Below are 23,241 nucleotides of genomic sequence, written 5' to 3'. Positions count from 1 at the left end.
GGGGAACGGATGGATTTCGCATTGTCCGAAGAGCAGCAGGCGATCTTCGACATGGCGCGGGACTTCGGCCAGGCCGAGATCGCGCCCCATGCCCGCGAATGGGAACGCCAGGGCACCATCCCCAAGGACCTCTGGCCCAAGGTGGCGGCGCTCGGGTTCGGCGGGCTCTACGTCTCGGAAGAGTATGGCGGCTCGGGGCTGACCCGGCTCGACGCGACGCTGGTGTTCGAGGCGCTGGCGATGGCCTGCCCGGCGGTCGGCTCGTTCCTGTCGATCCACAACATGTGCGGCGGCATGATCGACAAGTTCGGCAAGCCCGAGGACAAGGCGAAGTGGCTGCCGGACCTCTGCAGCATGGAGAAGATCTTCTCCTACTGCCTGACCGAGCCGGGCTCGGGGTCGGACGCCGCGGCGCTGCGGACGCGGGCCGAGCGGACGAACGACGGCTACCGGCTCAACGGCACCAAGGCCTTCATCTCGGGCGGCAGCTATTCGGACGTCTACGTGACCATGGTGCGGACCGGCGAGGACGGGCCCAAGGGCATCTCGACCGTGGTGGTCGAGGATGGGACGCCCGGGCTCTCGTTCGGGGCGCTCGAGCACAAGATGGGCTGGCTCGCGCAGCCGACCAGCCAGGTGCAGTTCGACGACTGCGTGATCCCGGCCGGGAACCTGCTGGGCGAGGAAGCGCGCGGCTTCGCCTACGCGATGGCCGGGCTCGACGGAGGGCGGCTGAACATCGCGGCGGGCGCGCTCGGCGGCGCGCAGGCGGCGCTGGACCAGACGATCCGCTACATGGGCGAGCGCAAGGCCTTCGGAAAAACCATCGACCAGTTCCAGGCGCTGCAGTTCCGGCTGGCCGAGATGGAGGTCGCGCTGCAATCGGCCCGCACCTTCCTGCGCCAGGCGGCGTGGAAGCTGGACAACAAGGCCCCGGACGCCACCAAGTTCTGCGCCATGGCCAAGCTCTACGTCACCGATCGCGCGTTCGAGGTCGCCAACCAGTGCCTGCAACTCCACGGCGGCTATGGCTATCTCGCCGACTACGGGATCGAGAAGATCGTCCGCGACCTGCGGGTGCACCAGATCCTCGAGGGCACCAACGAGATCATGCGCCTGATCGTGGGCCGCGCGATGCTGGCCGAGAGGGGCTGATGGACGATCTCAAGATCCGTAAGGACCGCGCCGCGGGGCGCATCACCCTGACCCGACCGCAGGCGCTGAACGCGCTGAGCCACGAGATGGCGAACGCGGTGCGCGCCGCGCTCGACGCCTGGCGCGACGACGAGGCCGTGAAGCTGGTGATCCTCGACGCCGAGGGGGACAAGGCGTTCTGCGCCGGCGGCGACATTGCCGCGATCTATCACGCCGCGAAGGCCGGCGATCACACGGTGGGCCAGCGCTTCTTCGCCGACGAATACCAGATGAACGCCGCGATCCGCGATTATCCCAAGCCGATCGTCGCCTTCATGCAGGGCTTCGTGATGGGCGGCGGCGTGGGCCTCGGCGGGCACGCCAGCCACCGCGTCGTGGGCGACACCACGCAGGTGGCGATGCCCGAGGCGGGAATCGGGATGATCCCCGACGTCGGCGGGACGTGGCTTCTGGCCCGCGCGCCGGGGCGGGTCGGCGAATACCTCGGGCTGACGGGCGCACGGATGGGCGCGGCCGACGCGATCCACGCGGGCTTTGCCGACCTCTACCTGCCCGAGGCGGAGTGGGACGCCGCCAAGGACCGTCTGGCCGAGACCGGCGACGCCGCAACGCTGGCCGGGCAGCCCCTGCCCGCCCCCTCGGCGCTGGCCGAGCGCGACCTCGCGGCGTTCCGCGGCCGCAGCGTGGCCGAGATCGCCGCGGCGCTCGAGCAAGCGGGGGACGAGGCCTCGCTCAAGACCATCCGGCGCAATTCGCCGCTGTCGATGGCGGCGACGCTGGCGATGGTCAAGGCGGCGCGGGGCGACCAGCGGATGCAGGATTCGCTCAGCCGCGAATACCGCTTCACCCATCGCGCCACCGCCGAGGGCGATTTCATCGAGGGCGTGCGCGCCCAGATCATCGACAAGGACCGCAACCCCGCCTGGGGGGCGGCCGCGGACGCGGCCAAGGTGGACGCGATGCTGGCAAACCTCGGCGAGGCCGAACTGACGTGGGAGGACTGAGGATGCGGATCGGTTTCATCGGACTGGGCAACATGGGCGGGCCGATGGCGAAGAACCTCGCCGCCGCGGGCCACGCGGTGCAGGGCTTCGACCTTGCCGCGCCGATGCCCGAGGGCGTGACCGCCGCTGCCACCGCGGCCGAGGCCGCGGCCGGCGCCGAGGTGGTCATCACCATGCTGCCGAACGGCCAGATCCTGCGCGCCGTCGCGGCCGAGGTGATCCCGGCGATGGCGCCGGGTGCGGTCCTCTGCGACTGCTCGACGGTGGACGTGGACAGCGCCCGCGCGGTCGCCGATCAGGCCGCGGCGGCGGGCAAGGGCGCGCTCGACGCGCCGGTCTCGGGCGGGATCGGCGGGGCCGCGGCGGGGACGCTGACCTTCATGGTCGGCGGCACGCCCGCGGCGTTCGAGACGGTGCGCCCGCTCTTCGACATCATGGGGCAGAAGGCCGTGCATTGCGGCGACTCGGGCGCCGGCCAGGCGGCCAAGATCTGCAACAACATGATCCTCGGCGTGACGATGATCGCCACCTGCGAGGCGTTTGCGCTGGCCGACAAGCTGGGGCTCGACCGGCAGAAGATGTTCGACGTGGTGTCCACCTCGTCGGGCTATTCCTGGTCGATGAACGCCTATTGCCCGGCGCCCGGCGTGGGTCCGGCTTCGCCGGCCGACAACGGCTACAAGCCGGGCTTCGCGGCCGAGCTGATGCTCAAGGACCTGCGGCTGAGCCAGCAGGCCGCCGACAGCGCCGACGCCGACACGCCGATGGGGGCGCTGGCCACCTCGCTCTATGGTCAGTTCGTCGAGGCCGAGGACGGCCGCGGCCGGGATTTCTCGGCCATGCTGCCGCGGCTTGCGGCCCGCGGGCGGGGCGCGGCCTGAGCCGCGCGGCGGCCCGCGGAACGGGCCAAGGGCGGGCTTGCGGGAAACCGCGGCACGCCGGCGGGCGTTTTCTCCCGACACGCAACAGGATCAGGTGAACCCATGCGCCTTGTCTCCACTCTCGCCGCGGGCTGCGTCGCGCTCGCCCTGCCGCTGGCGGCGCTGGCCGACAAGCCCGCCCACGCCGGTCAGGGCAACGGCAAGGGCCACGTCACGCGCGCCGACAAGGCCGAGCGCGCCGCCCCGAACCGCGCCCAGCCCGCCCGCGGCGTGACCGCCCGCGCCTGCCCGCCGGGGCTGGCGAAGAAGGACCCGGCCTGCCTGCCCCCCGGACAGGCCGGCAAGGTCGGCGACATCATCGACCTGCGCCGGGTGCACGTGGTGACGCGCCCGGGCCTCTACGGCGTGCGCGATGCTCCGTCCGGGCAGCGCTATGCGATCGTGAACGGCCGCTTGATGCGCGTCGACAGCGAGACCGGCCGCATCCTGTCAATCCTGCGGGTGGTCGAGGCGATCCTCGACTGACCCGCCGCGACCCCGGCCCCACCTGCGACGATCTGCGCGCCGCAGATGGGCCCGGGGCCGATGACAGACCGTCCGCCTCCTGTTATATTCCGCTCACAGAATATGACAGGAGGCCCCCATGGCCAACATCGGCACCACCGAGCGCATCGTCCGCATCATCGTCGGGCTGATTCTCATCGCGCTCTACTTCGTCTATCCCGCGGCGCCGATGCGCTGGCTGTTCCTGCTCGGGATCATCCCGCTGGCGACCGGCCTGCTCGGCTGGTGCGGGCTCTACACGCTTCTGGGCATCAACACCTGCCGCCGCCGCTGAGGCGGCTCAGGCCAGCAGCGCCTCGGCCGCGGCGCGGGCGGCCGGGGTGACCTCTTCGCCCGCGAGCATCCGCGCCAGCTCCTCGACCCGCGCGCCGGCCGACAGCGGCTCGACGCGCGAGGTCGTGGCGCCATCCTCGACCGACTTCGCCACCCGGAAATGGCGCTCGCCCCGCGCCGCCACCTGCGGCGAGTGGGTGACGACCAGCACCTGCGCCCCTTCGGCCAGCCGCGCGAGCCGCCGGCCCACGGCATCCGCCGTGGCCCCGCCCACGCCGCGGTCGATCTCGTCGAAGATCATCACCAGCGGGTCGGCGCCCTGCGCCAGCACCACCTTGAGCGCCAAGAGGAACCGCGATAGCTCGCCGCCCGAAGCAATGCGGTCGAGCGGTCCCGCCGGCGCGCCGGGGTTGGTGGCGACGGTGAAGGCCACCGTGTCCTGCCCCTCGGGGCCGGGTTCGCCGGGCGACAGCCGGGTCTCGAACACCGCCCGCTCCATCTTCAGCGGCGCCAGCTCGGCCGCCATCGCGGCATCGAGCCGCCCCGCCGCCTCGGCCCGCGCCGCCGACACCTCGGCCGCCGCCGCCTCATAGGCCGCCCCCGCCGCGGCCAGCGCCCGGGTCAGCTCACCCATCCGCGCCTCGCCCGCGTCGAGCGCAGCCAGCCGCGCCGACAGCTCGCCCGCCAGCGTGGCCAGGTTGTCGGGCAGCACGTCGTGCTTGCGCGCGAGCGCCCGCACCGCGAACAGCCGCTCTTCCGTCGCCTCGAGCGTGCCGGGGTCGAACTCCATCGCCTCGAGCGCGGCCTCGATCCCGCCGGTCGCCTCGCCCAGCTCGATCAGCGCCCGGCCGAGCGCCGCCAGCGGCGCCTCGAGCGGGTCGGGCGTGCCCTCCTCGGCGCCGGTCTTGCCGGACGCACCCTCGAGCCAGCGCACCGCCTCGACCATCGCGCCCTCGGCCCCCGGCTCACCGCCGCCGCCCGCGAGCAGCGCGAGCGCGCGGGCCACGTCGCCGCGGATGCGTTCGGCCGCCTGCATCTGCCGGCGGGCCACGTCGAGCGTCGCCTCCTCGCCCGGCTGCGGGTCGAGCTTTTCCAGCTCGGCCACCGCGTGGCGCAGGAAATCCTCTTCGCGCCGGGCGGCCTCGAGCTGTTCCTCGGCCGCGTCGAGCGCCGCGCGGGCCTGCCGCCGCGCGCCCCAGGCCGCGCGCAGGGGCGCAAGGTCGATCCCGGCGAAGGCGTCGAGAAGCTGGCGGTGGCCGCGCGGGTTCAGAAGCCCGCGGTCGTCGTGCTGCCCGTGCAGCTCGACCAGCACGTCCGAAAGATTGCGCAGCACCTCGCCCGACACCCGCCGGTCGTTGACCCAGCCGGACTTGCGCCCGTCGGCGGCGTTGACCCGGCGCAGGATCAGCTCATCCCCCGCCTCGATCCCCGCCTCGACCAGCAGCGCGCGGGCCGGATGCGCGGCCGGCAGGTCAAAGACCGCCGTCACCTCGCCCTGCGACGCCCCCTGCCGCACCAGTTCCGCCCGGCCCCGCCAGCCCAGCACGAAGCCCAGGCAGTCGAGCAGGATCGACTTGCCCGCCCCCGTCTCGCCGGTGAGCACGTTCAGCCCCGGCGCGAAGTCGAGCGCCAGCCGGTCGATCAGCAGCATGTCGCGGATGTCGAGGCTTCGCAGCATCGCCGGCCCTCCCGGGCGTCAGAGCCACTTGCCCTGGATCACCTGGCGGTAAACCTTGGTCAGCCACGAATTGCCCTGCGGCGTCGCGGTCAGGCCACGGCCGCGCAGCTGGGCATAGGCGTCCTGGTAATAGGGCGAGGACTGGAAGTTGTGGCCGAGGATGGCCCCCGCCGTCTGCGCCTCGTTGGTCAGGCCGAGCGCGAGGTAGGATTCGACCAGCCGCATCAGCGCCTCGGGCGTGTGGGTGGTGGTCTGGTAATCCTCGACCACGACGCGGAAGCGGTTGATCGCGGCGGTATAGTGGCCGCGCTTGAGGTAGTAGCGGCCGATCTCCATCTCCTTGCCGGCGAGATGGTCGAAGGACAGGTCGAACTTGAGCACCGCCGAGCGGGCGTATTCGCTGTCGGGATACTGCTCGATCACCTCGCGCAGCGCCTGCAGCGCCTGGAAGGTCAGGCCCTGGTCGCGGCCGACCTCGTCGATCTGGTCGTAATAGCTGAGCGCGAGCAGATACTTGGCGTAGGCCGCATCCTCGTCGCCGGGGTAGTTGTCGATGAACCGCTGCGCCGCGCCGCGGGCTTCGTCATACTGGCGTGCCTTGTGATAGGCGAAGGCCTGCATGATGAGCGCGCGCTTGGCCCAGTCGGAATAGGGGTAGAGCCGCTCGACCTCGGCGAAGTAATGCACCGCGTCCTTGGGGCGCTTGCCGTTCTCCAGCTCGTACTCGCCGCGCTTGTAGATCTGCTCGGCGGTGAAATTGTCCAGCGGCTGCTTGTTGGCGCCCGGATCGCCGCCGCCGCAGGCCGCGAGCGTCGCCACCACCACCGCCGACATGACAACGCGCCGCAAGTTCCTGACTGTCATCTGCGTCCTGTCCGTCCGTCGTCTGCGGTGGTCGTCTGCGGGCTCGTACCGTCTGTCGGGCAGCCGAGGCGACTCCGCCCGGCCGCGCGGCTTCGCCGTCCTAGCACACAACATCGGGGCGCGCAAAAGGGCAAGATGGCGGTGCCAGAGGCGTTATCGGTGGGGTGATCGGCGCGTTGGCGTCGCTGGGCAGCGGGCGCTTGCCGCACCCGCTGGCCGAGGTTCAGGCCACCATCACCGCGCGCGCGGCGTCGCGCTTGGCCGGGGCGACGCGCGGCCGCACCACGCCCGCGCCGGGCAGGCGCTGCACGCAGTCGGTGCTGCAGGTCACCCACTCCCACGCGTCGGGCGTGGCGAACAGCGTCCTGAGCAGCCGGTTGGTCATCGCGTGCCCGGCCCGATTGCCGGTATAACGCGCGAGCAGCGGGGCCCCGGCGAGCGCGAGATCGCCCACCGCGTCCAGCATCTTGTGACGGACCGGCTCGTCGCGGTGGCGCATCCCACCGGGCGAGAGCACCCGGTCGCCGTCCACCACCACGGCGTTGAAGTAGGTGCCGCCGAGCGCGAGGCCACGGGCCTTCATCGACTCGACGTCCGACTGCCGGCAGAAGGTGCGGCTGTCCATCAGCTCGCGCTGGAACGCCCCGTTGGCGAGGTCGAGCGTCTTTTCCTGACGCCCGATGGCCGCATCGGCGAAGTCGATCGCGAACTCCATCTGCAGATGATCGGCGGGCGACAGCCGGGCGAAGCCCGCGCCGTCATGGACCTCGACCGGCTTCAGCACCCGGATGGCGCGCAGCGGCGCGTCCGACTGGACGAGGCCCGCCGCCACGATCCCGGCCACGAAGGGCGCGGCCGAACCGTCGAGGATCGGCGCCTCGGGGCCGTCGATGTCGATCAGCACGTTGTGGATGCCGGTCCCGGCCAGCGCCGCCATGACGTGCTCGACGGTCGAGACGGTGGCGCCGTTCTCGCCCGCCAGCAGGGTGCAGAGCTGCGAAGGCACGACCGCGTCCCAGCGCGCCGGAACCAGCGCGCCGCGAAGGTCGGTGCGGCGGAACACCACGCCATGCCCGGCCGGCGCGGGATGCATGGTCATCCGCACGGGCGCGCCGGTGTGAAGGCCGACGCCCGCAAATCGGGCTGGGGTGGCGAGGGTGGCCTGCATGGTTTCGGGTCCGTCTGTTCTACGTTTCTTGCGGGGATGGTCCCCGATGCAACCGAGGTAGGTCGGCCCTGACCCTGGCTCAATTAACGAATTATGACCGTCTGTAACATCGCCCGGCCGGCGGCGGGCGTGGCGCGGCCCGTGAGACGCAAGTCTTTGGAATACATGAGAAAGGGGCCGCCGCAGCGGCCCCCGAAAGGCTGGTCCGGTCGCCCCGACGTGATCGGGGCGCGAGGCGGTCGTCAGTTCGCCTGACGGCGCAGGAAGGCCGGGATCTCGACGTTCTCCTTGGCCGAGTCGGGCGCGGCGAGGTCGTCGAAGTCGGTTTCGGCCTGACGCGCACGGGCCATCCGGTCGCTGACGCGCTCGGCGATGGTCTCGGGGCGCGGACGCTCCTGCTCGCCGTGGTGGCCGGCCAACCGCTCCATCATCCGGCCGAGGCCGGCCATGCGGGCCGGGCCGCGCGGCGCCTCGGGGGCGGGCGGCGGCGCGGCAGGGCGGCGCGGCGACTCGTCGGCGCGGGCGCGGATGCGCTCGATCCGGGCGGCGGCTTCGGCCGAGGGCTGGCCGCGGCCGCCTTGCGGGCGCACCGGCGCGGTGTAGCCGCTCGGGTCGTCGCTCAGGCGGCGGTCGTAGCTGCGCGGGTCGATGCGCGGCTCGGGCCGGGTCTCGGCGCGGCTCTCGGCGCGCTCTTCCTCGCGCAGCGCGTCGTAACGCGGTTCGGGGCGCGGCTCGGCGGGGCGATAGGCCGGCTCGGGCAGCGCCTCGTCCAGCGGGGCACGGGCAACCGGCGCCTCGATGACCGGGGTGCGGCGCGCGGGCACCGCGTCATCCTCGTCGGCGCTGGCGGCGGGCTTCTGCGCCACCGCCGGGTGCTGGGTCAGCGGCTCGCGCAGGCCGCGGCGCGGGGCCGGCGGCTCGGCGGCGGCCGCCGCGGCGAGGTCGATGCCGGTCGCCACGACCGACACCCGCACCGTGCCCTCGAGCTCGGGGTCGAGCGTCGAGCCGACGATGATGTTGGCCTCGGGGTCGACCTTCTCGCGGATCTTCTCGGCCGCCTCGTCCATCTCGAACAGCGTGAGGTCGTGGCCGCCGGTGATGTTGATGAGCACGCCCTTGGCACCGTTGAGGCTGATCTCGTCCAGCAGCGGGTTCGCGATGGCCTTTTCCGCCGCCTCGACGGCGCGGTTGTCGCCGGTCGCCTCGCCGGTGCCCATCATCGCCTTGCCCATCTCGTCCATCACCGCGCGCACGTCGGCGAAGTCGAGGTTGATCAGGCCCGGCCGCACCATCAGGTCGGTCACGCCCTTGACGCCCTGGTAGAGGACGTCGTCGGCCATGGCGAAGGCCTCGGTGAAGGTGGTCTTTTCGTTGGCGATCCGGAACAGGTTCTGGTTCGGGATGATGATCAGGGTGTCGACGACCTTCTGCAGCGCCTCGACGCCCTCGTCGGCCTGCCGCATCCGCTTCGAGCCCTCGAACTGGAAGGGCTTGGTCACGACGCCGACGGTCAGGATGCCCATCTCGCGCGCGGCCTGGGCGATGATCGGGGCGGCGCCGGTGCCGGTGCCGCCGCCCATGCCGGCGGTGATGAAGCACATGTGCGCGCCCATCAGGTGATCGACGATATCCTCGATGGTCTCTTCGGCGGCCTTGGCGCCGATCAAGGGCTTGGCGCCCGCGCCCAGCCCCTCGGTCACCTTGGGCCCAAGCTGGACGCGGCTTTCGGCGCGGCTTTGCGCCAGCGCCTGCGCGTCGGTGTTGGCCACCACGAACTCGACCCCGTCGAGCCGCTTCTCGATCATGTTGTTGACCGCGTTGCCGCCCGCGCCGCCGACACCGAAGACGGTGATGCGCGGACGCAGCTCCTGGTCGTCGGTCATCATCAGGTTCAGATTCATCGCCGCCTGCCCTTCCGTTTCTGGTTGCCGGGTCGTTGGGCGCCCGGTCGAATCCCCTGTATCCCCGTGCAGCCTAGCCAGATTCGCGCCAAGCGTCATGGGGAAATCCGCAGATATCCACAAAATATGCCGTGCCCGACGGGGCCGATCAGCGGTATGTTGCCGAAACCCCTAACCGTGGTGGTTCGGGGCGGCCCCGCGGTCACCGGTTGCGGTCACCAGTTGTTGCGGAACCAGCGATAGGCCCGCTTGAGGCCCGTCACCCCGCCCCGTTCCACCGGCATCTCGAAGTCCCACCACTCGTCCTGCGGGTTGGCCGCGTGCAGCGCGAGGCCGACCGTCGCCGCGTGGCAGGGCGCGGTGTGCTGCTGCGCCAGCCCGTGGATGCGCAGCGGCCGCCCCACCCGGACGTTCTGCCCGAGGATACGCGCGGCCAGCGTGTCGAGCCCGGGGATCTGGCTCGCGCCCCCGGTCAGCACCACCTGCCGCGAGGGCATCTGGTCGAATCCCGCGGCATCCAGCACGCCCCGGACCTCGTCGAGGATCTCTTCGACCCGCGGGCGCATTATCCCGATCAGGTCGGCGCGGCTGACGGACCGGCGCTCGCCGTTCCAGTCCTCGGCCATGCCCGCCCCCGGCACGTTGGTCACGTCGATCATCTCGCGGTCGTCGCGGCCCGTGGCCTCGAGCCCGCCGTGCCGGGTCTTCAGCCATTCCGCCGTCGCCATCGGCACCCGCAGCCCCTGGCTGATGTCGCGGGTCACCAGATCGCCGCCCATCCGCACCGCGTCGGCAAAGATCATGTGCTTCTTGAGAAACAGCGACACGCCGGTGACGCCGCCGCCCATGTCGATGCAGGCGGCGCCGAGTTCCTGCTCGTCCTCGACCAGCGCCGCGCGGCCGGCGGCATAGGCGGCCGAGCCCACGCCCGCGAGCTCGAGGTCGCAGCGGCGGATGCAGTGGACGAGGTTCGAGGCTGTCGAGCCATCCAGCGTCAGCACGTGCATGTCCACCGCCAGCCGGTTGCCGACGATGTCGCGCGGGTCCGACAGGCCCGAGCGCGCGTCCACCGCGAAGTTCACCGGCTGGGCGTGCAGCACCTCGCGGTTGCGGCCGAAATCGGGGGCGTCGCAGGCGGCGATGGCGGCGCCCACGTCGGGCTCGGTCACCTTGCCGGACTTGAGCGCGATCTCGCCCGCCAGCCCGTAGGACGAGGGGCGCCCGCCCGACAGCGTGGCGATGACGTGATCGACCCGCACGCCCGCCTGTTTCTGCGCGGCAGAGACGGCGTGGCGGACGCAGCGCTCGGTCTCGGCCATCGTCTCGATCTCGCCGTAGCGGACGCCGCGCGACTGGGTGGTGAACTGGCCGATGACGCGGAACGAGGACTGCCCGGCCATCGGGCCGACGCCGTCGGTCTCGCGGAACTGGCCGGGGCCGTCGAACTGCAGGATGATGCAGGTGATCTTCGAGGTGCCGATGTCGAGCACGGCCAGCACGCCGCGCGCCATCGCCTGCCGCCGCATCTGCCGCATCGCCCGCTGGGCTTCGTAAAGATCGCGCATCCCTGTTCCTCCCTGCCCCTCGGTTCTCTCTCTCGGCGAGGCCCCTTGTACCGGGGCCGCCGCCTGTCCTCAGCCGCGCCCCTTCGGCGCCGGCGCGGCGGCCGCCTTGCCGGTCTTGCCGCCCGAGGCCTTGGCCTTGGTGGTGGCCTTGCCCTTCGCCGGCCCCTTGGCCGCCGTCGCCGCCTTGCCCTTGCCGGTCCCGGCCGGGGCCGCGGCGCCGACGCGGGCGCCCTCCTCGGGCTCGATCTCGACCCCGTCGGGGCCGAGCGGGTTCATCCCCAGCGCGCGGCGAACGGTGTTCTGCGCCGTCAGCCCCATCCGCAGCACCGGGCGGGCCGGGTCGCGCAGGTCGACCGCCACCACGTCGCGGGACAGAAGCCCGTCGGCCTTCTCCATCGCCAGCGCCGCCTCGAGCGCGGGCAGCGGGTTCTCGGTCGGCAGCATGATCCGCTGCCCGCGGTCGAGCACGACGTCCCAGCGCCGCTCGCCCATCCGCTCGAGCCCGCGCAGCCGCGGCAGGATCGGCCCGGCGGCGTCGATCAGCGCCAGGGCCTCGGGCGCGCGCGCCCCGGCCCCCTCGCCCGCGATCACCGGCAGGTCACGGCGCAGGTCGCGCGAGGTGACCGAGGCGACGCGGTGCCCGGTCTTGTCCAGAAGCTCGATCCCGCGCGCGTGGCGCCAGAGGACCACGGGCGTCCGCTCGGTCACCACCGCCGACAGGATGCCGCCCGGCTGGATGCGCAGATCGACGTGCTCGACCGCGTCGAGCATCTGGATCTGCATCCTGAGCTTCGGCAGGTCGATGTCGAAGCTGGACGCCGGCAGCGTCACCGGCAGCATGGCGCGCAGCCCCTTGTCGACCGCGGGCGAGGCGCCCTCGATCTCCATCCGGTGGACCATGAAGGCCTCGCGCGACTGGATCTTCTCGACCATCGCGGTGAGCCCGCCCGAGAGATTCGCCCGGCGGGTGTCGTCGGCGAGGTAGAGCCCGCCGATCATGCAGATCAGGAAGGCCGGCAGCCCCACCCGCAGCAGCCGGCGGTAGAGCGGCGTGAGCCACATCCGGTTGAGACGATAGGCCAGCCGCGACGGCCCCGGCTCACGCCGCGGGGCGCGGGCGGGCTGGGGGCGGGCGCCGGCGCGCCGGGCGGGGGCCGGGCGGGCCGCGGCCTCGCCCATCGGTCCGGGGCGGGTCAGTCCCTGCACAGCGCGTCCTCCACCATCCAGCGGCACAGATCGGGGAAGGCGATGCCCGCATGGGCGGCCTGCTCGGGGGCGAGCGAGGTCGGCGTCATCCCCGGCTGGGTGTTCGTCTCGAGCAGCACCAGCCCGTCCACGCCGCGCGATTCGTCCCAGCGGAAGTCGGTGCGCGACAGCCCGCGGCAGCCAAGCGCCCGGTGCGCGCGCAGCGCGTAGTCGAGGCAGGCCGCGGTGATCTCGGCCGGGATCGCCGCCGGGATGACGTGGCGCGAGCCGCCCTCGGCGTATTTCGCGTCGTAGTCGTACCAGCCGTCGGTGACGATCTCGGTCACCGCCAGCGCCCGGTCGCCCATGACCGTGGCGGTCAGCTCGCGCCCCGGGGCATAGGCCTCGACCATCACCCGCGCGGGCATGGCGTCTGAGAGCGCAGGGGCCGGGTCGCCCTCGTGGACGATATAGACGCCGACCGACGAGCCCTCATCGTTCGGCTTGACCACGTAGGGGGGCGGCATGACGTGGCCCGCACGCACGTCCTCGCGGTCGGCGATGACGCTGGCCACGATCGGCAGCCCGGCCTCGCGGAAGGCGTGCTTGGCGCGGGTCTTGTCCATCGCCAGGGCCGAGGCGAGCACGCCGGAATGGGTGTAGGGCAGCCCAAGCCACTCGAGCAGCCCCTGCACGCAGCCATCCTCGCCATAGCGGCCGTGGAGCGCGTTGAAGACGACGTCCGGGCGCTGCTCGGCGAGCCGCCGGGCCAGTTCGGCCCCGCCCCGGTCACCCGTTCCGGCGACCGACGCGCCAGCCGCATCGCCGCGGCCGAGCGTGACCTCGACCACCTCAAATCCCGCCACCCGCAGCGCCTTGGCGCATTCGCGCCCCGTGGACAGCGACACCTCGTGCTCTGCCGAGGGGCCGCCCATCAGGACCGCTACGGTGTGGGCTGTCCTGCTCGACCTGCCCGCCACATCTGCCTTTCGCCCGGTTGTCCGGGACTGGTTTTCCGGGGACGTTGCCCCGACCGCGCCCCCTTCGCGGAGGTGTCGGCCTTGCCCGGCATGATACTCACAAGCCCGTGCGCGGGAAAAGGGTCTTTCCGTCGCAACGCGCGGGTGAGAGGCAGATTGTCGCCCCTCGCCCGGGGACTGCGGGGCGGGGTGGGGCTTGCGTTGGCTTCAGGGCCGGGGGTCGTCGGTGACGCTCTCACGAGCCTGCGCCCCCCGCCCCGCCAGCGCGCGGCGCCTCAGGCGGCAGGCGCGTCCGAGTCGGCCGGCTCGCCCACGCGGATCACCTCCCACGTGAGGTCGAGCCCGGCCATCGCGCGGACCCGCGCCCGCACCAGTTCGCCCAGCGCCTCAAGCTCCGCCGCCGAGGCGTCGCCGGTGTTGATCAGGAAATTGGGGTGCTTCTCGCTCATCTGCGCGCCGCCGAGTCGGTGGCCGCGCAGCCCCGCCTCTTCGATCAGCTTCCACGCCTTGAGGTCGTGGACGTCATCGGCCCGCCCCGTCGAGCTGAACCCGGCCGGGTTGCGGAAGGTCGAGCCGGCGCTGCGGTCGCGCGTGGGCTGGGTCGCGTCGCGACGGGCCAGCTGGTCCTGCATCCGCGCGACCAGCGCCGCGGGGTCGCCTGCTTCCGCGCGGAAGCTGGCGCGGGTCAGCACCCAGCCCTCGGGCAGGTGGCTGTGGCGATAGTCGAACTGCAGCTCGTCGGGGGTGAGGGTCAGCACCGCACCGTCGCGGGCCACGACCTCGGCCTCGATCAGGTGGTCGGCGATGTAGCTGCCATAGCAGCCCGCGTTCATGCGGATCGCCCCGCCGATGCTGCCGGGGATGGTCCTGAGGAAGGTCAGGTCGCGCCCCGCCTCGGCCGCGCGGCGCGCCACATGGGCGTCGAGGGCGGCGGCGCCGGCGATCACGCGGTCGCCCTCGATGGTGACGTCGTTGAAGCCGCGGCCGAGGCGGATCACCACGCCGCGGATGCCGCCGTCGCGGACGATGAGGTTCGAGCCGACGCCCATCGGTAAGACCGGCACCTCGGCGGGCAGCGCGGCGAGGAATGCGGCGAGGTCGTCGCGGTCGGCAGGCTGGAACAGCCAGTCGGCCGGGCCACCGACGCGCAGCCAGGTCAGGTCGGCGAGCGGGCGGTCGGCGGTCAGCGTGCCGCGCGGGGTGGGGAGGAGGGTCATGGTGGGGGACCTCGCGGGGACTGGCTCTCGGTCCGGGGGTAGGCGAGGCGGCGCGCGGTGACAAGCGCCTCGCGGGCGGGCGGGGTCGGCACGGGGGGCTGTCTGCCCCCCGGGGCGCCCGTGCGGGCGCCCTCCCCCCGAGGATATTTGGTCAAGAAAGAAAGGGTTTGGGGAAAGCTGGCGCCTCAGCCGATCCGGCGGCGGTGGGCGGTCCAGAACCCGGCGACGGCGCCGAGGATCAGCGACACGACGCCCGGCACCGCGACGAGGAAGATCAGCGCCGCCTGCCGGGTCTGGGCGTCGCCGCTGCGGACCTCGCGCGTCAGCGGCCAGCCGACCAGCGCCACCACGGCGCAGAGCGCGAGCGCGCCCAGCACCCCGGCGAGGCCCCAGCGCCGGGCGGCGAGCCACGCCGCCAGCCCCGGCAGCGTCCCCGCGAGTGCCGCGGCGAGCGCGTAGTCGGAGAACACCGCCCCGCCCCGCTCAGGCGGCCCGCGCCGTGAGCCGCTCGGGCAGCGCGTTCGCCCAGGCCGAGATGGTCCCGGCGCCGAGGCACACGACCATGTCGCCGGGCCGCGCCTGCTCGCGCACCAGCCGGGCGAGGTCGTCCTCGTCCATCACGGCGCGGGCGTGGCGGTGGCCGTGGGCGATCAGCCCGGCCACCAGATCGTCGCGGCTCGCGCCCGGGATCGGGTCCTCGCCCGCCGAATAGACCTCGGCGATGGCGACCACGTCGGCCTCGTTGAAGCAGGTGCAGAAGTCGTCGAAGAGATTCGAGAGCCGCGAATAGCGGTGCGGCTGGTGGACCGCGATCACCCGGCCCTGCGTCGCCTGCCGGGCGGCCTTGAGCACGGCCGCGATCTCGACCGGGTGGTGGCCGTAGTCGTCGATGATGGTGACGCCGCCAACCTCGCCCACCTTGGTGAAGCGCCGCCCGACGCCGCCGAACTTGGCGAGCGCCTCGCGGATCTCGGCCCGCTTCATCCCGAGGTGCCGCGCCACCGCCACCGCCGAGAGCGCGTTCGAGACGTTGTGATCGCCCGGCATCGGCAGGGTGCAGCCCTCGATCACCGGCACCTCGCCGTCGTTCAGCACCGCCTCGCCCTGCAGCGCCACGTCGAAATGCGCGACGCCGTTCTCGTAGCGCAGGTTCAGGGCCCGCACGTCGGCCTGGGCGTTGAAGCCGAAGGTCACCACGCGCCGGTCGGTGACACGGCCGACGAGGCTCTGCACCTCGGGGTGGTCGGTGCAGCAGACCGCGAGCCCGTAGAAGGGGATGTTCGACACGAAGTCGGTGAAGCCCTTGCGCAGCGCGTCGAAGCTGCCCCAGTGCTCCATGTGCTCGGGGTCGATGTTGGTGACGATGGCGATCGTCGCGGGCAGGCGGTTGAAGCTGCCGTCGCTTTCGTCGGCCTCGACCACCATCCACTCGCCGGCGCCGGCCCGCGCGTTCGAGCCGTAGGCGTGGATCACCCCGCCGTTGATGACCGTGGGGTCGAAGCCGCCCGCGTCGAGCAGCGTCGCCACCATCGTCGTGGTGGTCGTCTTGCCGTGGGTGCCGGCGATGGCGATGTTGGACTTGAGCCGCATCAGCTCGGCCAGCATCTCGGCCCGGCGGACGACCGGCAGGCCGCGGCGGCGCGCCTCTTCCAGCTCGGGGTTGCCCTTCTTGATGGCGGTCGAGATGACGACTACCCCGGCCTCGCCCAGGTTCTCGGCCCGCTGGCCCTCGAACACGGTGGCGCCGAGCTTTTCCAGCCGGTCGGTGATCTTCGACCGCTTCGCGTCCGACCCCTGCACGGCATAGCCCAGCGTCATCAGCACCTCGGCGATGCCGGACATGCCGATGCCGCCGATGCCGACGAAATGGATGGGGCCGAGTTCGCCCGGCAGTTTGGTGGCAGCATTCATGCGGCAAGGTCCTCCACGAGGTCATGCAGTCGGGCGGCGGCGTCGGGCCGGCCCAGCGAAAGGGCGGTGTCGGCCATCTGCGCGGCGCGCGCCGGGTCCGACAGGATCTCGCGCAGATCGCGCGTCAGGCTGTCCGCGTCCAGCACGGATTCGGGCAGAAGGATCGCGGCGCCGGTTTCGGCAAGAGCCCGCGCATTGGCGGTCTGGTGGTCGCCGGTCGCGGCGGCATAGGGGATCAGGATCGCCGGCCGGCCGATCACCGTGATGTCGGCGATGGACGAGGCGCCCGCGCGGCTGACCACCGCCTGCGCGGCGGCAAGCCGTTCGGGGACGTCGGTGAAGAACGGCTGCACCTCGGCCGCGATTCCCGCGGCGGCGTAGGCGGCGACGACCGCCTCGGCATCCTCGGCCCGGGCCTGGTGGCTGACCCGCAGGCGGGCGCGCAGGGCCTCGGGCAGGCCGGCAACGGCCGCGGGCACGGTGGCCGAGAGCACCCGCGCCCCCTGGCTGCCGCCGATGACGACGAGGTTCAGCGCCCCCGCGCCATTCGGGGGGCGATAGGCCGTCCCGGCGCGGTCCAGCACCGCGCGGCGGACCGGGTTGCCGGTGTGGATGCCGGTGACGCCCCCGGGCAGGTCGGTGGGCCAGGTGCCGCAGGCGACGCGCTGGACGCGGGAGGCAAACAGCCGGTTCACGCGCCCCATCACCCCGTTCTGTTCATGGATCATGCGCGGGATGCCCAGCGCCACCGCCGCGCTCAGCGCCGGGATGGTCGGGTAGCCGCCGAACCCCACCACCACCGCCGGCCGGTCGCGCCGCATCTGGAGGAGGGCCGCACCCACCCCCTGCCCCACCACCGCCGGCGCGGTGAGCTTGCCGAGTGCCCCGCCCCGCGCCGTGGTGGCCGAACGGACGATCCGCCGCTCGACCGCCGCCGGAAACCCGCCCGCGTAGCGCGCGCCGCGGTCGTCGGTGGACAGGACCACGCGCCAGCCCGCCTCGAGCAGCCGCTCGGCCAGTGCCTGGGCCGGGAACATGTGCCCGCCGGTGCCGCCGGCCGCGATCAGCGCCAGCCTGCCCCTGCCGTCTGCCGCCTCGCTCATCGCCCGGCGCGCCCCAGCACGTCGGCGATCAGGTTCTGCGGCCGCCTGCGGGTCAGCGCCAGCAGCATCCCCAGCGTGATCCCCGAGGCGATCACCGACGAGCCGCCGTAGCTGACGAAGGGCAGCGTCATGCCCTTGGCCGGCAAGAGCCGCACCGCCACCCCCATGTTGATCAGCGCCTGCACGCCGAAGGCGCAGGCGAGCCCGGTGCCGGCGATGCGCGCGAACGGGTCGCGCTCGGCCAGCAGCCTCCAGAGCGAGCGGACCACGATCGCGCAGTAGAGCGCGATGATGAGCATCACCATGACGAAGCCGTATTCCTCGGCCGCCACCGCGATGATGAAGTCAGTGTGGGCGTCGGGCAGCGACCACTTGACCGAGCCCTCGCCGACGCCGACGCCGAAGAACCCGCCCTCCTGGATGGCGTTGGTGGCGTAGCCGATCTGGGTCCGCGGATCGACCTCGGCCGACAGGAAGCCGTTGATGCGGCGGGCGAAATGCTCGCTGTTGGCATAGGCGAACGAGCCTGCGCCGGCGGCCAGCGCGATGATCCCCGCGATCAGCGTGACCGGCGCGCCCGAGACGAAATACATCACCAGCCAGGCGAAGAGGATCAGCGAGGCCTGGCCGAAGTCGGGCTGCAGCGCGAGCAGCAGCACCACGGTGGCGAGGACGAAGAAGGAATAGAGCCGCCCCGGCGGCCCGCCCACCGTCTGCGCCGAGGCCATGAACCACGCGCAGAGGGCGATGAAGCCGGGCTTGAGGAACTCGGACGGCTGGACCGAGGCGAAGCCGAGGCTGAGCCAGCGCGTCGCCCCCTTGCCGAAGTCGGTGCCGATGAAGGGCAGCGCGACAACGGTCAGGAACGCGCCCGCGAACAGCACTACCCCGAAGCGGCGGACCTGCACCGGCGACATCATCGAGATCACCAGCATCACCGCGATGCCGATGCCGCCGAAGACCGCCTGCCTTGTGACATAGTAGAACTGCGGCAGCCCGTTACGCTCGGCCAGCGGCACCGACGCGGCGAGGCCGAGCAAGAGCCCGACCCCGAACAGCGCCAGCACGAAGCCGAGCGACCATCGGTCCACCGTGCGCCACCAGCGGGGAAGAATCGGATCGCCCACCCGCGCGGGTGTGGCGCCAAAGACCATCTCGGTCATGGGACTACCGCCGTCACTGCCTCTGCCCTCGCCCGGATGTGCCCCCGGGTCTGCGAGGCAGGATAGCGCGGTTGGCCCGTCCGCGCTACAGCCGATTGGCGCGCGGGGACGATCGGCGCCGGACCGGGGGCCAGCCCCCGGACCCCCGGGATATTTTCATCCAGCCCGAGGCCAACCCCGAGGACGGCGGACTCAGGCGGTTCAGATTATCCTCGGGGGGAGTCGCGCACGCGCCCGGGGGCAGACAGCCCCCCTGCGACGCGGCCCCTCAGCGCGGCAGCGCGTTCACCAGCGCAGTGAAATGCTCGCCGCGTTTCTCGAAATTCGGGTACTGGTCGAAGCTCGCCGAGGCGGGGGCGAGCAGCACCGTGTCGCCCGGCTCGGCCTCGGCGTGGGCGCGGGCGACGGCGGCCTCCATCGTCTCGACGACCTCGTGCGGGGTCGCGCCGAGCTGCAGCGCGAAGTCGCGCGCCGAATGGCCGATGAGATAGGCCTTGCGCACCCGTCCGAACAGCGGCGCGAGGCTGGCGATGCCGCCCTCTTTCCCCAGCCCGCCGACGATCCAGCGGATGTTCTCGAACGCCAGCAGCGCCTTTTCGGCGCTGTCGACGTTGGTCGCCTTGGAATCGTTGACCCAGCGCACCCCGCCCAGCGTCGCCACCGTCTGGCTGCGGTGCGGAAGGCCTGCGAAGTCGTGGAACGCCGCCTCGATCTCGCGCGGGGCGAGGCCCACGGCGCGGCAGGCGGCATAGGCCGCGCAGGCGTTCTGGTGGTTGTGGGCGCCCGGCAGCCCGGTCACGGCCCGCAGGTCGATCGAGGCCACCTGCCGGCCCTTGCGCCACTCGGACAGGAACCCCTTGCGGGCTGTCACCGCCCAGCCGAAGCCCTCGAGCTTGCCCTCGACCGAGACGCGGATCACCCGGTCGTCCTGCGGCCCCTGCCCCATCTGGCCTGCCAGATAGCGCCCCTCGGGCTCGTCCACGCCGATCACGCAGCGGTCCGGCCCGCCCTCGGCAAAGAGCCGCCGCTTGGCGGCGAAATACCCGCCCATGCCGCCGTGGCGGTCCATGTGGTCGGGCGAGAGATTGGTGAACACCGCCACGTCCGGGGTCAGCGCCCGCGCGAGGTCGGTCTGATAGGACGACAGCTCGAGCACGACGACCTCGCCATCCACCGGCGGGTCGAGCGACAGCACCCCGGTGCCGATGTTGCCGCCCATCTGGGTCGGCCGGCCGGCGCGGTCGAGGATGTGGTGGATCAGCGCCGTCGTGGTCGACTTGCCGTTTGAGCCGGTGACGCAGATCACCCGCGGGGGGGTGTCGAACGCCTCCCACCCGTCCGCGGCGAAGCTGCGGAAGAACAGGCCGATGTCATTGTCCACCGGCACCCCGCGGGCCAGCGCCTGGGCGATGGCCGGGTGCGGCGCGGGGTAGAGATGCGGGATCCCGGGCGAGGTGATGAGCGCGTCGATCCGCCCCTCGGTCCAGCCCGCGTCGCGGGTCAGGTCGACGAGCGCCAGCCCCTCGGCCTCGGCACTCGCGCGGGTCTCGGCGCTGTCGTCCCAGGCGACGACGCGCGCGCCCCCGGCGGCGAGCGCCGCGGCGGTGGCGCGGCCCGAGCGGCCGAGCCCCAGCACGGCGATGGTCTGGTTCTCGACACCAAGCACAGGGATCATAGCGGCCACACGATCGGCAGGAGGAGGAGGGAGACGGCCGCCACCACCACCTCGATCACCAGCCCCGGTTTCCAGTAGTCGCCGAAGCGGAAGCCGCCGGGACCGAGGATCAGGGTGTTGTTCTGGTGCCCGATGGGCGTGAGGAAGGCGCAGGAGGCGCCGATGGCGACGGCCATGAGGAAGCTGTCGGGGTTCGCGCCCAGCACGTCGGCGATGCCGAGCGCGATGGGCGTCATCACCGCTGCGGTGGCGGCGTTGTTCATCACGTCCGACAGCACCATCGTGACCACCAGCACCAGCCCCAGCGCCAGCAGCGGGCGTCCGTCGGCGAGGCTGCCGACGAGGGTGCGGGCGATCAGCTCGGCCCCGCCCGTGGCCTCGAGCGCCGCGGCGACCGGCATCAGCGCCCCGAGCAGCACGATCACCGGCCAGTCGATCGAATCGTACATCATCCGCAGCGGCAGCGCCCCGGTGATGATGACCCCCAGCACCGCGATCAGGAACGCCACCGCCGTCGGCAGCACCCCGAACCCCGCGAGCCCCACGCCCAGCGCCATGAACCCGGCCGCCGCCAGCGCCCGCCGCCGGTCGGGCAGCGTCAGCCCGCGCTCGGCCAGCGGGACGATGCCGTGCTCGGCCCCGAAATGCGTGAGCGCCTCGGTCGGTCCCTGGACCAGCAGCAGGTCGCCCGAGGCGAGCGGCGTGTCGCGCAGGCGCGAGGTCTGGCGGCGCCCCTCGCGGCCGAGGGCGAGCAGGTTCACCCCCAGCCGCGTGCGCAGCGCCAGCCCCATGGCCGAACGGCCCACGATGTCCGAGCCGGGCAGCACCACGAACTCGCGGATCTGGATGTCCGAGGCCGGCGCCGCCAGCGCCGCGACGGGCCGGGCGGTTTCCTCGACCGCGGCCTCGGTGGCCTCGTCGCCGGCCGCCTCGGCGGCCTCGGCTGCCTCGGCCGCCTCGCGCGCCGCGGCGTCGCGCGGCTCGAGGGCGAGGCCGAGGCGGGCGAGCACGTCGCCCAGCGCGGTGACATCGCCCTCGACGATCAGGATGTCGCCGGCGTGGATGTTGCGCGATCCGCGCGGCGCGGTCAGGTGCACCTCGCCGCGGACGAGGCCGGTGATCTGCGCGCCCTCCTTGGCGAACTCGGTTTCCGCCTCGTGCAGGGTCATGCGGGCGGCGGCAGAGCCTTCCGAGACGCGCAGCTCGGTCAGGTAGCTGCCGACGGCGAAGGCGTCGCCCGCGGCGGGGCGCGCCGGCACCAGCCGCCAGATGAAGAGCGCGAGCGCCACCACCCCGGTCACGGCCACGGCGACGCCCACGGGGGCAAAGTCGAACATCCGGTAGGGGCCGAGCCCCGCCTCGGCCCGCAGGCCCGAGACGATGAGGTTCGGCGGCGTGCCGATCAGCGTCGTCATCCCGCCGAGCATCGTGGCAAACGCCAGCGGCATGAGCACCTGCCCCGGCGCCCGGTCGTGGCGGTGCGCCAGCCGCACCGCGACCGGCATCAGCAGCGCCATCGCGCCCACGTTGTTCATGAAGGCCGAGAGCAGCGCGCCCAGCGACAGCAGCGCCAGCAGCGAGACGGTCACGCCCCCCTGCTGCGGCAGCACCCGCCGTGCCAGCACGTCCACCGCCCCGGTGGTCTGCAGCGCCCGGCTGAGGATCAGCACGCAGGCCACGGTGATCACCGCGGGCTGGCTGAACCCGGCAAAGGCCTCGCGCCCCGGGACGAGCCCGGCCAGCACCACCGCCACCAGCGCGATCAGCGCCACCAGGTCGTGACGCAGCCTTCCCCACAGGAACAGGCCGATCGTCCCGGCGAGAATGGCGAAGATCAGCGTCTGGTCCTGGGTCATCTGAGTTTGAGCGTGGCCAGACCGATCAGAGCAAGGATCACCGCGATGATCCAGAAGCGGATCACGATCTGCGGCTCGGCCCAGCCCTTTTTCTCGAAGTGATGGTGGATCGGCGCCATCAGGAACACCCGGCGCCCGGTGCGCTTGAAGTAGAGCACCTGGATGATGACCGACAGCGCCTCGACCACGAACAGGCCGCCGACGATGGCCAGCACGATCTCGTGCTTGATGCAGACCGCGATGGCCCCCAGCGCGCCGCCGAGCGCGAGGCTGCCGGTGTCGCCCATGAACACCGCCGCGGGCGGGGCGTTGTACCACAGGAAGCCAAGCCCGCCGCCGATCAGCGCCGCGACGAAGACGGCGATCTCGCCGGTGCCGGGGACGAAGTGGACGCCGAGGTAGTTGGCGAAGACGGCGTTGCCGACGAGATACGAGATGATGCCGAAGGTCGCGGCGGCGATCATCACCGGGCCGATGGCCAGCCCGTCCAGCCCGTCGGTGAGGTTGACGGCATTCGCGGCCCCGACGATGACCAGCATGGCGAAGGGGACGAAGAAGATGCCGAGGTTGATCAGCGCGTTCTTGAAGAACGGCAGCGCCAGTTGACCCGAGAGCGCCTCGGGGTGCAGCGCCGCTGCCGCGAGGCCGGCGAGCGCGCCCACCGCCAGCCCGATCCCCATCCGCACCCGGCCCGAGACCCCGGCGTGGTGCTGCTTGGTCACCTTGGCGTAGTCGTCGGCAAAGCCGATGGCGGCGAAGGCTGCGGTCACCAGCAGCACGATCCAGATGTAGCCGTTGTCGAGCCGCGCCCAGAGCAGGGTCGAGACGAACAGCGCCGACAGGATCAGGATGCCGCCCATCGTCGGCGTCCCCGCCTTGGCGAAGTGGTCCGGCCCGATCTCGCGCAGCGGCTGGCCCTTCTTCTGCTTGACGCGCAGAAAGTCGATCAGCGGCCGGCCGAAGATGAACCCGAAGATGAGCGCGGTGAAGAACGCCGCCCCGGCCCGGAAGGTGATGTAGCGGAACAGGTTGAACACCCCTCCGGCGCCGTCCGGGGACAGGGTGGCAAGCCAGTAGAGCATCGGGATTCCTTCGGTC

Annotated in this window: 20 protein-coding genes; 5 read left to right on the top strand and 15 right to left on the bottom strand. The window is 72.3% G+C overall.

The window, feature by feature from the left end; translation table 11 throughout:
- The first annotated feature begins 9 nt into the window (after positions 1-9).
- The 5 genes from HGN31_RS11675 (at position 10) to HGN31_RS11655 (ending at position 3,878) form a co-directional block, all read left to right on the top strand.
- Complete coding sequence (locus HGN31_RS11675) at positions 10-1,155, top strand: acyl-CoA dehydrogenase family protein (RefSeq protein WP_168783297.1); 1,146 nt, start codon at positions 10-12, stop codon at positions 1,153-1,155.
- On the top strand, positions 1,155-2,159 hold the full coding sequence (locus HGN31_RS11670; protein WP_168783296.1) for an enoyl-CoA hydratase/isomerase family protein: 1,005 nt from the start codon (positions 1,155-1,157) through the stop codon (positions 2,157-2,159). Before HGN31_RS11675 ends, HGN31_RS11670 begins: the two co-directional genes overlap by 1 nt.
- A gap of 2 nt (positions 2,160-2,161) precedes the next feature.
- Positions 2,162-3,040: a 3-hydroxyisobutyrate dehydrogenase gene (mmsB, locus tag HGN31_RS11665; RefSeq protein WP_168783295.1), complete on the top strand. Its 879-nt coding sequence runs from the start codon at positions 2,162-2,164 to the stop codon at positions 3,038-3,040.
- A 102-nt stretch (positions 3,041-3,142) separates the two neighbouring features.
- The gene (locus HGN31_RS11660) at positions 3,143-3,565 is read left to right on the top strand and encodes a hypothetical protein (protein WP_168783294.1); all 423 of its coding nucleotides are present in this window, start codon (positions 3,143-3,145) and stop codon (positions 3,563-3,565) included.
- Between the two features lie 118 nt (positions 3,566-3,683).
- Positions 3,684-3,878 carry a YgaP family membrane protein gene (locus HGN31_RS11655; RefSeq protein ID WP_168783293.1) on the top strand — a complete coding sequence of 65 codons (195 nt, stop codon included), beginning with the start codon at positions 3,684-3,686 and terminating at the stop codon, positions 3,876-3,878.
- Positions 3,879-3,884: 6 nt separating this feature from the next.
- Here HGN31_RS11655 and recN read toward each other — a convergent pair whose 3' ends face one another.
- From recN to mraY, 15 genes are all read right to left on the bottom strand, one after another.
- The gene (recN, locus tag HGN31_RS11650) at positions 3,885-5,555 is read right to left on the bottom strand and encodes a DNA repair protein RecN (RefSeq protein ID WP_168783292.1); all 1,671 of its coding nucleotides are present in this window, start codon (positions 5,553-5,555) and stop codon (positions 3,885-3,887) included.
- Between the two features lie 18 nt (positions 5,556-5,573).
- Positions 5,574-6,419, bottom strand: a complete 846-nt coding sequence (locus tag HGN31_RS11645) for an outer membrane protein assembly factor BamD (RefSeq protein ID WP_036700503.1) — start codon at positions 6,417-6,419, stop codon at positions 5,574-5,576.
- Positions 6,420-6,642: 223 nt separating this feature from the next.
- A complete protein-coding gene (gene lpxC, locus HGN31_RS11640) occupies positions 6,643-7,587 on the bottom strand; it encodes a UDP-3-O-acyl-N-acetylglucosamine deacetylase (protein WP_168783291.1) in 945 nt (314 codons plus the stop codon).
- Positions 7,588-7,829: 242 nt separating this feature from the next.
- Positions 7,830-9,488, bottom strand: a complete 1,659-nt coding sequence (ftsZ, locus tag HGN31_RS11635; protein ID WP_168783290.1) for a cell division protein FtsZ — start codon at positions 9,486-9,488, stop codon at positions 7,830-7,832.
- 215 nt (positions 9,489-9,703) lie between these two features.
- The gene (gene ftsA / locus HGN31_RS11630) at positions 9,704-11,053 is read right to left on the bottom strand and encodes a cell division protein FtsA (protein ID WP_036708011.1); all 1,350 of its coding nucleotides are present in this window, start codon (positions 11,051-11,053) and stop codon (positions 9,704-9,706) included.
- 69 nt (positions 11,054-11,122) lie between these two features.
- On the bottom strand, positions 11,123-12,259 hold the full coding sequence (locus HGN31_RS11625) for a cell division protein FtsQ/DivIB (protein WP_244960999.1): 1,137 nt from the start codon (positions 12,257-12,259) through the stop codon (positions 11,123-11,125).
- Positions 12,247-13,173 (bottom strand): D-alanine--D-alanine ligase, encoded by a 927-nt coding sequence (locus tag HGN31_RS11620; protein ID WP_244960997.1) that lies wholly within the window; start codon positions 13,171-13,173, stop codon positions 12,247-12,249. The genes HGN31_RS11625 and HGN31_RS11620 overlap by 13 nt, the downstream gene beginning before the upstream one ends.
- 320 nt (positions 13,174-13,493) lie before the next feature.
- Complete coding sequence (gene murB, locus HGN31_RS11615; RefSeq protein WP_168783288.1) at positions 13,494-14,435, bottom strand: UDP-N-acetylmuramate dehydrogenase; 942 nt, start codon at positions 14,433-14,435, stop codon at positions 13,494-13,496.
- Between the two features lie 185 nt (positions 14,436-14,620).
- Positions 14,621-14,905, bottom strand: a complete 285-nt coding sequence (locus HGN31_RS11610) for a hypothetical protein (protein ID WP_168783287.1) — start codon at positions 14,903-14,905, stop codon at positions 14,621-14,623.
- 13 nt (positions 14,906-14,918) lie between these two features.
- On the bottom strand, positions 14,919-16,346 hold the full coding sequence (gene murC / locus HGN31_RS11605; RefSeq protein WP_043132225.1) for a UDP-N-acetylmuramate--L-alanine ligase: 1,428 nt from the start codon (positions 16,344-16,346) through the stop codon (positions 14,919-14,921).
- Positions 16,343-17,449, bottom strand: coding sequence for a UDP-N-acetylglucosamine--N-acetylmuramyl-(pentapeptide) pyrophosphoryl-undecaprenol N-acetylglucosamine transferase (locus HGN31_RS11600; RefSeq protein ID WP_168783286.1), 1,107 nt, complete (start codon positions 17,447-17,449; stop codon positions 16,343-16,345). The genes murC and HGN31_RS11600 overlap by 4 nt, the downstream gene beginning before the upstream one ends.
- Positions 17,446-18,612 carry a peptidoglycan glycosyltransferase FtsW gene (locus tag HGN31_RS11595; RefSeq protein WP_168783285.1) on the bottom strand — a complete coding sequence of 389 codons (1,167 nt, stop codon included), beginning with the start codon at positions 18,610-18,612 and terminating at the stop codon, positions 17,446-17,448. Before HGN31_RS11595 ends, HGN31_RS11600 begins: the two co-directional genes overlap by 4 nt.
- Positions 18,613-18,880: 268 nt before the next feature.
- A complete protein-coding gene (gene murD / locus HGN31_RS11590) occupies positions 18,881-20,287 on the bottom strand; it encodes a UDP-N-acetylmuramoyl-L-alanine--D-glutamate ligase (protein ID WP_168783284.1) in 1,407 nt (468 codons plus the stop codon).
- Positions 20,284-22,143, bottom strand: a complete 1,860-nt coding sequence (locus HGN31_RS11585; protein WP_168783283.1) for an SLC13 family permease — start codon at positions 22,141-22,143, stop codon at positions 20,284-20,286. The genes murD and HGN31_RS11585 overlap by 4 nt, the downstream gene beginning before the upstream one ends.
- Complete coding sequence (gene mraY, locus HGN31_RS11580) at positions 22,140-23,225, bottom strand: phospho-N-acetylmuramoyl-pentapeptide-transferase (RefSeq protein ID WP_168783282.1); 1,086 nt, start codon at positions 23,223-23,225, stop codon at positions 22,140-22,142. Before mraY ends, HGN31_RS11585 begins: the two co-directional genes overlap by 4 nt.
- Between the last annotated feature and the right edge of the window lie 16 nt (positions 23,226-23,241).

This window comes from Paracoccus sanguinis, assembly GCF_012689545.1.
In the GTDB taxonomy this organism is placed as follows: Bacteria; Pseudomonadota; Alphaproteobacteria; order Rhodobacterales; family Rhodobacteraceae; genus Paracoccus; species Paracoccus panacisoli.
The sequence above is the reverse complement of the archived record's forward strand: the minus strand, read 5'-3'. Positions and strand labels throughout refer to the sequence as shown.